Origin of the sequence: Herbaspirillum sp. 3R11 (assembly GCF_004563925.1) — a bacterium.
Taxonomy (GTDB): domain Bacteria; phylum Pseudomonadota; class Gammaproteobacteria; order Burkholderiales; family Burkholderiaceae_D; genus Herbaspirillum.
In genome coordinates, this window is record NZ_SPNJ01000002.1 from 155,467 (window position 1) to 168,763 (window position 13,297).

Consider the following 13,297-nt stretch of genomic DNA (forward strand, 5'->3'; position numbering starts at 1 on the left):
TTACATTCCGGAGTAATTGGGACCGCCGCCGCCTTCAGGCGTAACCCAAACGATGTTTTGAGTCGGGTCTTTGATGTCGCAGGTCTTGCAGTGGACACAGTTCTGAGCATTGATTTGCAAACGGTCGCCGCCATTGTCGTTTTTGACGAACTCATACACGCCGGCAGGACAGTAGCGAGACTCTGGGCCGGCATACAGAGTCAGATTGACAGTCACTGGCACATTCGCGTCTTTCAACGTCAGGTGCGCTGGCTGATGCTCCGCATGATTGGTGTTGGAGATGAAAACCGATGAAAGACGGTCGAAGGTGAGCTTGCCGTCAGGCTTGGGATAGGGGATTGGTTTAAATCGCGCCGCTGGCTTCAGACATTCATGGTCAGCATGCGTATGATGCATGGTCCATGGCGCTTTGCCACGCAATAACACCTGGTCAATGCCAACCAGGAGCGTGCCAGTAATCAAGCCCTTGCTCATTGCTGGTTTGAAGTTTCGGGCCTTGTGCAGTTCCTCTTTCAGCCACGACTCTTCAAAGGCCGCCGGGTAAGCATCCAGCTCGTCACTCTTTCGGTTCGCTGTAATCGCGCTGAAAGCCGCGTCAGCCGACATCATGCCGCTTTTGATTGCAGAATGACTGCCTTTAATGCGCGAGGCATTTAGGAATCCAGCATCGCAGCCTAAGAGCGCGCCGCCTGGGAACACTAGCTTAGGCAGAGATTGCAATCCGCCGGCGGTGATGGCGCGTGCACCATAGGAGAGGCGCTTGCCACTTTCAAAGAATTTGCGAATCTCTGGATGCGTCTTATAACGCTGAAATTCCTCAAACGGAGATATATACGGATTTTGATACGCCAGACCCACTACATAACCGACCGCAACTTGGTTATTCTCTAGGTGATAGAGGAAAGAGCCACCGTAAGTATCATTGTCTAGTGGCCAGCCAGCGGTGTGTACCACCAAGCCTGCTTGATGCACCTCTGGCCTCACCTCCCACAGTTCCTTGATGCCTAACGCATAAGTCTGCGGGTCCTTGCCAGCGTCCAATTTATACTTCGAAATTAGCTGCTTGCCTAAGTGGCCGCGTGCACCTTCGGCGAAAAACGTGTATTTCGCGTGCAGCTCCATGCCGAGTTGGAATTCATCGGTCGGCTTACCATCCTTGTTGATACCCATATTTCCGGTAGCTACGCCTTTGACTGCGCCGTCACTGTCGTATAAAACCTCCGCAGCTGGAAATCCAGGGAAAATTTCTACTCCTAACGCCTCGGCTTGTTGGCCTAGCCAGCGAACGACGTTCGACAACGAGACAATGTAGTTGCCGTGATTTTGGAAGCTCGTTGGTAGCAACCAAGATGGCGTTTTGTATGCTTTGGTCGCGGAAAGAAAGAGAAAACGGTCCTCGGTCACAGGTGTGTCTAGTGGAGCCCCTTGTTCACGCCATGCTGGAATTAGCTCGCTCAATGCGCGAGGGTCCATCACCGCGCCAGACAAAATATGAGCACCAATCTCACTGCCTTTTTCCAAAACACAAACCGAAATTTCTCGACCTGCTTGTACTGCCAACTGTTTCAAACGAATCGCTGCAGATAGACCGGCCGGACCGCCGCCGACTACCACCACGTCGTATTCCATTGCCTCGCGGGGCCCGAATTGTTCTACCAACAGATTATTCATGCTGACACTTCAATTGTTCAAGTTGTGGTTCGTTATTTCTTCGCAGACCATTCATCGCCAATTTCTTGGCTACGGCGAGCGGCAGCCTTAATGGCTTCAACGATAAGCGGCTTGATGTTGCTTGTTTCCATGGCGCTAATTGCTGCATGGGTGGTGCCGCCTTTTGAAGTGACCTTGGCGCGCAATTGAGAGGGTAATTCGTCAGAACGAGTTGCCAGCTCGCTGGCTCCTCGGAAGGTGGCCAGGGAAAGAAGCGTCGCATCACTTTCCGAGAGGCCGAGTTCCAAAGCAGCCTGCTGCATCGCCTCAACAAAGTAGAAAACATATGCTGGACCGCTACCGGAAATCGCAGTGACCGCATCAATTTTTTCTTCGTTGTCGAGCCATACCGTTGTACCAACGGCTTTCATGATGGCATCAGCGGACTCCTTTTGTTCCGGGCTTACACTCGGCGCTGCGTACAGGCCGGTCATGCCCATGACGATAAGAGCCGGCGTATTTGGCATTGCTCGAACTATCTTCTTGTAGTCTTTCGACCATTTCGAAATTTCCGAGATACGCACTCCGGCGGCAATTGAAATAATCAATTGATTGTGGAGAAATGGAGTGATGTCAGACAGCACATCCTTCACATGGTCAGGTTTGACGGCCAGCACAATGACGTCGCAATCGGCAACCTTTTTGTCAATTGCGGGAGAAGTCGATACGCCATATTTCTCGTGTAATGCAGCCAGGGAAGTAGCGTTGAGGTCAATGACGTGAATATCTTGCGCTGAAACAACACGGCCCGCGAGGCTGCCGATGATGGCCGCGGCCATGTTGCCGCCACCAATAAAAGTAATCTTCATATCGTTTTTCCTAAAGATAAAGTCGTCCGTGATGCTCACGGCGCTCAGCAACCCGGAATTGCTTTGGTCGGATATCCCACTCAAAAGTCCTCGCCACTTACTTGTCGGCTTCATATAAACACCCGGAATCGCTGGATAAATGGCCGTTGTGAAGCTGTTACAGCCGTTGATTAAAATTGTATCTCAAATTGGATACAATATTGTATAATTATTTTCAATCACTCAAACCACGACGTGGACCATGGGAAAACCAAATTCCGACGCAATTACTGAAGCGCTTCGGCAGAACATTTATGGTGGGCTTCTGCAAGCTGGTGCTGCACTGAAACAGGAAGACCTTGCCGAGAGATTTGGCGTCAGCCGCATTCCGGTTCGGGAGGCGCTAAAACGTCTTGAAGTTGAGGGCTTAGTCGTGCACGAGGTGAATAAAGGTGCTGTTGTGGCCTCCCATTCGGTGCATCAGGTATTGGAAATGTTGGACATTCGCATCGGACTGGAAGCGAGAGCATTGAAGTTGGCGATGCAGCAAATGACGAGCAAACACTTGGATGTTTGCGAAGCGGTGTTGAAGCGGTATGACGCATCCAGCAAAGCAAGTGTTTGGACTGCCTTAAATCTTGAATTCCATCTCACGCTTTACAGCATCGCCAATAAGCCAAAGTTGCTGAAGATGATTGAAGAGTTGGTCTTAAATACGCAGCGTTATACGCGCGTTCAGATATCTCATACCGTTGGTCGGGAAAAGCCGCAACAAGAACACTATGAAATTCTGGCCTCTATTAGAAGTGGGGATGCGAACAAAGCTGTGCGACTGCTCGAGCGCCATATCGCGCATACGCAAGATGCAATTCTGCGAGCCTACGATGATGAGGCGTGAAAGCGCTGCAGACCATAGAAAATCTATTCTCTGAAAGATAGTCATGAAAATTCTGGTTGCAACTAAACGCGTTGTCGACTTTAACGTCCAGATTCGCGTCAAAGCTGGTGATACTGAAGTCGATACTTCGAACCTGAAGATGGCGATGAATCCCTTCGATGAAATTGCCGTTGAAGAAGCGGTCCGTTTGAAAGAAAGTGGAGTTGCAACTGAAGTAGTGGCCGTGTCGTTCGGTGTAAAAGCTTGCCAAGACACGCTGCGTACAGCCATGGCGATTGGTGCGGACCGGGGCATCCTCGTCGAAACGAGTGAAGCGCTGCAACCCATCGATGTGGCAAAGCTGGCGAAGGCAATTGTCGAGAAAGAACAGCCAAAGCTGTTCATCCTTGGCAAACAAGCTATCGACGGGGACAACAATCAAACGGGGCAGATGCTCGCGGCACTTCTTGGCTGGCCCCAAGCTACCTTCGCTTCGAAAGTTGTCATCGACGGAGAAGACGCCATCGTTACGCGCGAAGTTGATGGTGGTTTGGAAACCCTGCGTCTCCCACTGCCGGCTGTCATCACTACTGACCTTCGCCTGAATGAGCCGCGCTATGTAACGCTGCCCAACATCATGAAGGCCAAGAAGAAGACCTTGGACACCACTACGCCCGATGCACTAGGTGTGCAGCTCAAACCTCGAATTCGCACGATTTCCGTCTCAGCGCCACCAGCACGGGCCGCCGGCATCATTGTCCCGGACGTCGCGACTCTCATTGAGAAGCTGAAAAACGAAGCAAAAGTCATCTAAGGATTAGAGAGATATGAGCGCACTTGTCATTGCAGAATACGAAAGCGGCCAACTCAAGCCTGCGACTGCCATTGCCGTTACTGCTGCGAAAGTATGCAGCGACGACGTCCACATCCTGGTGATTGGTAGCGACATCGCGCCGATTGCAAAAGAGGCCGCAGCGCTCACGGGCGTGACGAAGGTGCTGGCGATTGAGGATATGAACTTCAAGGACGGCCTGGCTGAGCATATCGCCGCGGAAGTTGCAGGTATTGCCGGCACCTATGAACACATCCTCGCTGGTGCAACCAGCTTCGCAAAGAATCTTCTGCCACGTGTAGCTGCGCTCTTGGATGTGACTCAAGTATCGGAAATCACGAAGGTTGTGTCCGCGGATACTTTTGAGCGTCCAATCTACGCTGGCAATGCGATTGCTACGGTGCAGGTGCTGGACCCAATCAAAGTTCTGAGTGTCCGTACAACCTCTTTTGTTGCAACGGAAACCGGCAATGATGCTGCTGTGGAGTACAGGTTGTCAGCAGCTCAACTGGGCGCGGTAGCGACCCTGGTCGGCCGAGAAACCGTCAAATCCGAGCGTCCTGAGCTGACAGCCGCCAAAGTCGTTGTCTCGGGCGGACGCGGTATGGGCTCTGCAGAGGACTTCCATCTACTGGAGCCACTCGCGGACAAACTCAATGCGGCTATCGGCGCTTCTCGCGCAGCAGTCGATGCAGGTTTTGCTGCTAACGACCTGCAAGTCGGCCAGACGGGCAAGATTGTGGCGCCGCAGCTGTATGTTGCCGTCGGTATCTCCGGTGCGATTCAGCATTTAGCAGGTATGAAAGACTCGAAGGTCATCGTCGCCATCAATAAAGATGCGGAAGCACCGATTTTCTCGGTCGCGGACTACGGCATCGTAGGAGACCTCTTCGAAATCGTTCCTGCCATAGCAAAAGCTCTGCAATGAATAACGCATCTCCCTTTGGTTCTTTGAGCTTCAGTGGAGAGAGATGTCCTGTGAACCCTATTACTTCGACTTGACCATGTCCTCCACATTGACTTCAGCGCCTGCATTTTCTGCATTCCACTCGGAGGTCTTCCATACTCCGTCCCCAATCCGCGCCGCGATTACTGCGGCATATCGCAGGGACGAAGTAGAGGCTGTGAAATGGTTGCTTGCTGAAGTAGCTCAGACGGCTCCTTGGAAAGAACAGACCCAAGAGCTGGCCAAGAAGCTTGTCTCCCAGGTCCGGGAAAAGCGCACTCGTTCCTCGGGCGTAGATGCACTCATGCAGGAATTTTCGCTGTCTTCGGAGGAAGGTGTGGCACTGATGTGTCTGGCGGAGGCGCTTCTGCGCATTCCAGACCGTCAGACCGCAGACCGCTTGATTGCGGACAAAATTAGCAAGGGCGACTGGCGCAAACATCTGGGTGAATCCCCCTCGTTGTTCGTCAACGCTGCGACGTGGGGATTGCTGATTACGGGAAAACTGGTTTCCACAAATAGCGAAAACAGTCTGACATCGGCCATCACACGCCTCATCGGGAAAGGCGGGGAGCCGCTCATTCGAAAGGGTGTCGACCTTGCTATGCGTATGCTCGGCGACCAGTTCGTTACCGGTCAAACCATCGATGAAGCTCTGGATAACAGCCGCGATAATGAGAAGCGAGGCTACCGCTACTCCTACGATATGTTGGGCGAATCGGCGTTAACCATGCACGACGCCGACGTCTATTACAAGTCGTATGAGGACGCCATTCACGCCATTGGGCGCGCATCCAATGGCCGAGGCATCAAGGACGGTCCGGGTATCTCGGTCAAGCTCTCCGCACTGCACCCGCGTTATTCGCGTGCTCAGCAGGCGCGTGTGATGAGCGAACTCTTGCCTCGACTGAAAAATCTGTTGTTGCTCGTTAAGCGCTACAACATCGGCCTGAACATCGATGCTGAGGAAGCGGACCGTTTGGAATTGTCGTTGGATATGATGGAAGTCTTGGTGTCTGACGCAGACTTGGCTGGCTTCGATGGTCTTGGCTTTGTTGTGCAGGGTTATCAAAAGCGCTGCCCCTTCGTAATTGACTATTTGGTGGATTTGGCGCGCCGCAACAAACGCCGGCTGATGATTCGTCTCGTCAAGGGGGCGTACTGGGATAGTGAAATCAAGCGAGCGCAGGTTGACGGCCTGGAAGGCTATCCAGTCTACACACGCAAGGTGCACACAGACCTGTCCTACCTGGCATGCGCACAGAAGCTATTGGCTTCGACCGATGTCATCTATCCGCAATTCGCCACTCACAACGCTCATACTCTGGCGGCTATCTACAACTGGGCCAAGAAAACCAACGTTGATGACTACGAGTTCCAGTGCCTGCATGGCATGGGAGAGACCTTGTACGACCAAGTCGTCGGCAAGGAAAATCTGGGGAAAGCCTGTCGCATCTATGCGCCGGTAGGTTCGCATCAAACACTGCTTGCTTACTTAGTTCGCCGACTGCTGGAAAACGGCGCTAATTCATCCTTCGTTAATCAAATTGTTGACGAAGATGTCTCTTTAGAGAAACTGGTCGCGGACCCAATTGACACGGTCCTTGCTCAAGGAGGATTGCCCCATCCTGTTATCGCATTGCCGAACCATATTTATGGTTCCGAACGTCGCAACTCGGCTGGTATAGACCTTAGCAATGAAAGCAAGCTGCTGGCGCTCGACCAAAAATTTAAATCCTTCAGTGCTCATACTTGGACCGCGGAGCCTATTTTGGCATCGCAATCAATTGGAACCGAGCCACAAGAAGTACGCAATCCAGCCGACCACCGCGAGCTGGTCGGCCACGTTATCAAAGCGAGTCTCGAGGATGTTCAGTCTGCGTTGAATAGCGCAACTGACTACGCAGCCATCTGGCAACAAACAGATTCCAATGAGCGCGCGCAGATGTTGGAGCGTGCCGCGGACATGATGGAAGAAAACATCGCCGAGTTCATGGCGCTCGCTATCCGAGAAGCAGGCAAGTCGCTGCCCAACTTTATTGCTGAAGTGCGCGAGGCAGTCGATTTCCTTCGATACTACGCCGTTCAGTCGCGTGAGGAAGCGCACTCCCAAGGCCTGGGGCCTGTCGTTTGCATCAGCCCATGGAATTTTCCGCTGGCAATCTTCATCGGTGAGGTCAGTGCCGCTCTAGCTGCTGGTAACGTGGTTCTGGCGAAACCCGCTGAGCAGACCTCGTTGATTGCGTACCGAGCAGTTCAGCTGTTGCACGAAGCCGGCGTGCCAAGGGCTGCACTCCAGTTCGTCCCAGGTAAAGGTTCGGTCGTTGGTAACGCATTGACCGGTGACGCGCGCGTGAAGGGCGTCATTTTCACAGGCTCGACCGAAGTAGCCCAACTCATCAATAAGACACTTGCTAGTCGCTCTGGCGTTGACAATGGCGAACTGGCATTGATTGCGGAGACGGGTGGCCAGAACGCGATGATTGTGGATTCCAGCGCGTTGGCAGAACAAGTCGTGATTGATGTTCTCTCCTCTGCCTTTGACAGTGCGGGCCAGCGTTGTTCTGCGCTACGTGTCCTGTGTCTGCAAGAAGATATCGCTGACCGGACTCTGGAAATGCTGAAGGGGGCGATGCAGGAACTTCGTATTGGTCGCCCAGACTGTTTGGCTACAGATATCGGCCCAGTCATCGACGCAGGTGCGCAAAAAGGGTTGTTGGACCACATTGAACGTATGCGCAAAACGGCCAAATCCGTATATCAGCTGCCGCTCGATGCCCTCTGCGAACACGGCACATTTGTCCCTCCAACTGTCATTGAAATCAATGACCTCGCACAACTCCAACGTGAAGTCTTTGGACCGGTCTTGCACGTCCTCCGCTACCGCCGTAATGAGCTCCCTCAACTGGTAGGCGCCATCAATGCAACAGGGTACGGCCTGACCCTTGGTGTCCACTCGCGCATTGACGAAACTATCGATTTCGTTGCTCGTAGCGCTCACGTTGGCAATATTTACGTCAACCGCAACATCGTTGGAGCCGTGGTGGGAGTTCAACCGTTCGGCGGCGAGGGAAAATCTGGTACTGGCCCGAAGGCCGGCGGGCCGCTTTACCTAAAGCGCTTGCAGAAAGACGCTCTCCTGCACGGAGACTTGGCTAGAAGCACCTCCTCGTCGCAAACGAATGCTCTTGTGGATGAGATGGCCAGCTGGGCTATTTCTCATGGACATACAAAACTGGCAGCAATCATGGGGGACTATCAGTGCGAAAGCCTGCTGGCTCGTTGCGTGAACCTTCCTGGGCCGACCGGCGAGCGCAACACGTTAGCGTTCGCCCCACGAGGCTTGATTCTCTGCGTCGCCTCCGATGTTGCTACGTTGTTGAATCAGATTTCAGCTGCATTCGCCACAGGGAATTCGGTCGTAGTCGATACGAGCACGTCGGCGTTGCTTCCAGCTGGGTTGCCGAAGAAGGTCAGAGCAGCAATTCAGTGCTCCGATGAACTCGATAAATTGCCGCTTCAAGCTGCGTTGGTTGACTTGGATACCAGCAATGCTTGGCGTGGCCGGCTTGCTGACCGAGATGGTGCGCTGGTCCCACTCATCGTATGCACAGAAAACAAAGCCATTCCGTTGTGGAGACTGGTGGCTGAACGGGCTCTCTGCGTGAATACCACCGCAGCTGGCGGTAATGCAAGCTTGATGACGATATCCGTTTAAATGTTACCCAACATCCTGTCAGTTCAGCTCGGGACTTCTAGGTAATCAAGGCCGAGCGACAACATCAAAGTTTTGTCTATATATGTATCCAAAGGTGGATACATACATTTTTGTAGTACGTGCAGTTATCAAAAGTGGTGGTAATGGAGGAATTTTCCTCAAAGGCTTACGTTTAACTCAGAAGGAGAAATATCTTGAAAGCGCTCAAATTTTTCTTGGCAGCACTCGCGGTTGTTTCGGTACCAGCTTTGTCTCAAGAGACCGGCATACTGAAAAAGATTAAGGAATCCGGAACACTGACATTGGGTGTCCGCGACTCCTCCATCCCGTTCTCGTATCTTGACGATAAGCAGTCATACCAAGGCTATGCAATTGACATTTGCATGCGCGCGGCCAAATCGATTCAAAAGAAGTTGGCATTGACTTCCCTTAACATCAAGATGGTGCCTGTGACATCGTCAACCCGGTTGCCGCTCATCGCTAACGGGACGATTGACCTTGAATGCGGGTCCACTTCCAATAACATCGACAGGCAGAAGCAAGTTTCTTTTGCTCCCACGACCTTCATTACCGCCAATCGCATCTTGGCGAAGAAGTCATCGAACATTAAGACTCTTGATGACCTGAAGGGAAAAAATGTCGTTTCGACAGCCGGCACAACAAACCTGAAGCAAATTGCTACGCTCAATACCGAACGTGGGCTGGGTATGAACGTCCTTTCCGCTCGTGACCATGCAGAAGCCTTTCTGATGGTTGAGACCGGCCGGGCGTCAGCCTTTGTCATGGACGATATCCTGTTGGCATCGTTAGCCGCTACTTCAAAGAATCCTGCTGATTTCATGATTGGCAGCGAAGCTTTGTCGGTTGAGCCGTATGGCATTATTGAACCCAAGCATGACCCAGCGTTCAAGAAGGTGGTCGATGACGTCTTTATCGAAATGATGAAGAACGGCGAAATGTCCCGTCTGTACAGTAAATGGTTCCAAACACCAATTCCTCCAAAGGGTGTGAATCTCAACGTTCCTATGAGCGCTGAGTTGCAAGCTGTGATTAAGAATCCAACAGATTCTGGCGACCCAGCAGCGTATGTTTTGAAGAAGTAATCAACCTAAGACCGAGTTCATCATGACTACTACAGCTCAAAATTTTGACGTTGCAATCATCGGCGGAGGCATCATTGGTTCTAGCACCGCCTATTTTTTGCTAAAAGAAGACCCATCCCTCTCGATTTGCGTTATCGAACCCGATTCGACATACGAATTCGCCTCGGCACTCCGCTCGTCCGGTGGCTGCCGTGTGCAATTCACCGGGAAAGAAAATATCGCCATGTCATTGTTTAGCATTGATTTCATCAAGAACTTTGAAAAAACCATGACGGCAAATGGCCGACCCGCGCCAGTCGATTGGGTACAAGGTGGGTATCTCTTTATCGTTCCGCCAGAGAATCTCCAAGCCCTGGAACGAAACGTCGCATTCCAAAAATCGCAGGGCTGTGTAGTCGACCTGTTGTCTCCAAGCGAGTTGAAGGAGAAGTTTCCTTCGATGTATGTGGATGACCTCGGCGGTGGCGCTCATACCCCAGAAGACGGTTGGTGCGACCCGAATGGCCTGCTTTGGGGATTCCGTCGCAAGGCGGTAGAACTGGGGGCAAAATTCATCGATGGAAAAGTGGCCGGCGCTCAGGTCACTCTCAACCAGGCGAAGTCCGTTACTCTCGACGATGGGCAAGTCATTAACGCTACTCACTTCGTCAATGCTACCGGTGCATGGTCTGGACAAGTCGCAGAGCTCTTTGGCATGAATTTGCCAATCTCTCCGGTGAGACGCTTCGAGCATTACTTCACTCCTGCAACGCCGGTGGAACATCTGCCTTACGTCAAGGATGTCGCTCGCCTGGCATTCCGCTCTGAAGGCAACGGCTTCTCCGGCGGCCTGGTCGATGGCTCTGTGACGCGCGGCTTTAATTTCGATGTCGACCACGACTATTTCGAAAATGTGGTCTGGCCCGCTGTTGCACATCGTTTTCCAGCATTTGAAGGGGCCAAATGCCATCGCACTTGGTCGGGGCTGTATGAAGTCAACGAGCTTGATGGAAATGCGGTGATTGGTTCGTGGAACTCACGTTTGCCTAATCTGCATACAGTCGCGGGCTTTTCTGGTCATGGCATGATGCATGCGCCGGCTGCCGGGCGCGGTATCGCCGAGCTTATCGTCCACGGACGGTTCCAAACTATTGACATGACTGCTTTGGGTTATGAGCGTGTCGAACAAAACAAGCCTTATCCAGAGCTTGGGATTTTGTAATCGGATTAGTTCACCGCCTCCTGGAAAGCGTCGGTGTCTATCCGGTGGACGTAAGTCCACAACTGCAGCCTGATTCAGGAATACTGAATCAGGCTTTTTTGTTTGATTAGGCGCGCTTCGTCCTCCTGATAGGCTGACGTGGAATCTAAATGGACGCGATAGAGCGAGGTATTTTTGGCGTATTTTTGAGAGCCGGAGTAGCGCATATCAAAAACATTAGCAGCCTTTGTGCATAAGGCTTTCCGGCGGAGTGGGAGCTCTCCGGCTAACCCTTCCACAAAGCGGCCGCTAACGTATCTGTTTTACGGTCGCAAAAGTAGTCAGCTGACTGCAATGAATAAAGTTGGTCGATAACGTCGATGTTAAGTATATGATTTTAAAAGCATTGCTTTAACGGTTAAAGTTGGTCGGACTATAACTTTATATGTGGCTAAACGAGGGGTGCAGGAAATAAAGTTGGTCGTGCAGCGGGAGACTAGGGTGAATCACTCTATAAGTCACAATTTTTGATGGCTGTTGCGTTCTCAGCAAGCTAATTAGGGCGATCGAACTGACTATTTCACAGGCTTTTCCTCGAAGGGCGAGGAAAACCCGCAGGGCGGAAACATCGGCTAAGGTTCGCGGTCCTACTTTATTGCTCCTGCATAGGAGTATTTTGAGTTTTTGTGCTGCGTGGGTTCGTTGCTAGAAGGGACTGCAGAATGTCGCCGACCATGAACATGTGATGTCCATTTTTTTGAACTGTGTGACCAACTCGGCCGGAATATGCTGTCAGCTGGCGTGCTATTTTTTGTATCAGAATTGCCCCTCCAGGTTGCGTACGATGTATTCGGCAATGGCGAACGAGGAAGTCGCGCCGGGAGACGGTGCGTTACGGATGTGGGTAATGCGGCCTTTGCGGCGAATGACGAAGTCGTCCACCAAGGACCCATTGTGTTCCATCGCTTGCGCGCGGATGCCCCGCGCGGCAGGGGTTACTCCGACGTTGGCCAGAGAGGGGACGTACTTTGCTGCTTCAAGCACGAAGGTGCTGCTGCTGGCCACGGTCTTGAGCTCTCGCAAAGCCGCGGGGACATTGCGCGACGCAAATTTCCAGAATCCCGGATAGCTGAGATAGTCGGCAATATCGCGCAAGCTAAAGCGCTCTCCAGAGTAGTTTTCTCGTCCTAGCGAAATGAAGGCGTTGGGTCCAATGGTCATCTGCCCATCGATGCGTTTGGTGAAGTGCACGCCTAGAAACGGAAAGCGCGGATCAGGAACAGGATAGATCAAGCCTTTGACATGCGATTTGTAAGCCTCATCAATTACGTAGTATTGCCCAAAAAACGGCACGATCTTGGGTGTTTCCAGGTCGCCGGAGTTGTATGCCAATCGGTCCGACTGCAAGCCGGCACAGGCGACGGCATGGTCGAAGCCGTGCGGATGAATCTCACCATTTTCAAGCTCAACGAAAACCTCGCTATGGAGCTCCTGCAGTCGACGCACTGGAGCGTTCAGGCAAATCGACGCGCCCTTTTCGATGATGTCTTTGGCGATATGTTGCGCAATCTCGCCGTAGCTGACAATTGCAGTGTGGGGGGAATGCAAGGCGCGCAGACCGACGCAATTAGGCTCGATCTCACGGAGTTCAGGTGCGCTGATCAGACGCACGTCCTGAACGCCGTTGGCGACCGCCTTCTTGTGAATGGCATCCAGGCGTGGTAGCTCTTCTTTTTCCAGCGCCACCACCACTTTGCCGCACTTATCGTAAGGAAGCTCGTTTTGAAGGCAATACGCCTCCATCAACGCGACCCCGCGGCGGCACAAAGTCGCCTTCAGGCCGCCCGGCTCATAGTAGAGGCCTGCATGGACCACGCCTGAATTGTGACGCGATTGATGTTGGGCGACGGCAGCTTCCTTTTCAAACAGGGTCACGGCGGCATCCGGGTTGTCGAGGAGTAGTTGTCGCGCCACGGCCAGGCCGTTGATGCCTCCACCGATGACGGCGTAGCGTATTTTTTTCATGAATGGATTCTCTGATGGAAGGCTGCCGGGCACGAGGCCTGAGCGCCCGATTCTAAAGAACGTCTGTTTAATTAAAAGAGAAATTATTGCTACAATCAATTTTCCATAAATAGAACAT

At 52.3% G+C, this 13,297-nt stretch carries 9 protein-coding genes; 6 read left to right on the top strand and 3 right to left on the bottom strand.

Translation table 11 applies throughout. The annotated features are described in order from the left end of the window. Together E4P32_RS08905 and proC are read right to left on the bottom strand one after the other, a co-directional pair. Entirely contained in the window at positions 1 to 1,671 is a 1,671-nt protein-coding gene (locus E4P32_RS08905; protein WP_116434517.1) for an electron transfer flavoprotein-ubiquinone oxidoreductase, read from the bottom strand. A 32-nt stretch (positions 1,672 to 1,703) separates the two neighbouring features. Next, on the bottom strand, positions 1,704 to 2,519 hold the full coding sequence (gene proC, locus E4P32_RS08910) for a pyrroline-5-carboxylate reductase (RefSeq protein WP_116434668.1): 816 nt from the start codon (positions 2,517 to 2,519) through the stop codon (positions 1,704 to 1,706). 241 nt (positions 2,520 to 2,760) lie between these two features. On the opposite strand from proC, the gene E4P32_RS08915 reads away from it, so the two are divergent. The 6 genes from E4P32_RS08915 (at position 2,761) to E4P32_RS08940 (ending at position 11,175) form a co-directional block, all read left to right on the top strand. Continuing rightward, positions 2,761 to 3,396 (top strand): GntR family transcriptional regulator, encoded by a 636-nt coding sequence (locus E4P32_RS08915; RefSeq protein WP_116434516.1) that lies wholly within the window; start codon positions 2,761 to 2,763, stop codon positions 3,394 to 3,396. Between the two features lie 43 nt (positions 3,397 to 3,439). Continuing rightward, positions 3,440 to 4,189, top strand: coding sequence for an electron transfer flavoprotein subunit beta/FixA family protein (locus E4P32_RS08920; protein WP_116434515.1), 750 nt, complete (start codon positions 3,440 to 3,442; stop codon positions 4,187 to 4,189). A 13-nt stretch (positions 4,190 to 4,202) separates the two neighbouring features. Then, complete coding sequence (locus E4P32_RS08925) at positions 4,203 to 5,135, top strand: FAD-binding protein (RefSeq protein WP_116434514.1); 933 nt, start codon at positions 4,203 to 4,205, stop codon at positions 5,133 to 5,135. Positions 5,136 to 5,211: 76 nt separating this feature from the next. Beyond that, complete coding sequence (gene putA, locus E4P32_RS08930) at positions 5,212 to 8,871, top strand: trifunctional transcriptional regulator/proline dehydrogenase/L-glutamate gamma-semialdehyde dehydrogenase (protein WP_116434667.1); 3,660 nt, start codon at positions 5,212 to 5,214, stop codon at positions 8,869 to 8,871. 215 nt (positions 8,872 to 9,086) lie between these two features. Then, entirely contained in the window at positions 9,087 to 9,974 is an 888-nt protein-coding gene (locus tag E4P32_RS08935) for an amino acid ABC transporter substrate-binding protein (protein ID WP_233526659.1), read from the top strand. A gap of 22 nt (positions 9,975 to 9,996) precedes the next feature. Next, the gene (locus E4P32_RS08940; protein WP_116434512.1) at positions 9,997 to 11,175 is read left to right on the top strand and encodes an FAD-binding oxidoreductase; all 1,179 of its coding nucleotides are present in this window, start codon (positions 9,997 to 9,999) and stop codon (positions 11,173 to 11,175) included. Positions 11,176 to 11,970: 795 nt separating this feature from the next. Here the strand turns inward: E4P32_RS08940 and lhgO are convergent. Beyond that, positions 11,971 to 13,179, bottom strand: coding sequence for an L-2-hydroxyglutarate oxidase (gene lhgO / locus E4P32_RS08945; protein WP_116434666.1), 1,209 nt, complete (start codon positions 13,177 to 13,179; stop codon positions 11,971 to 11,973). Positions 13,180 to 13,297 lie beyond the last annotated feature (118 nt).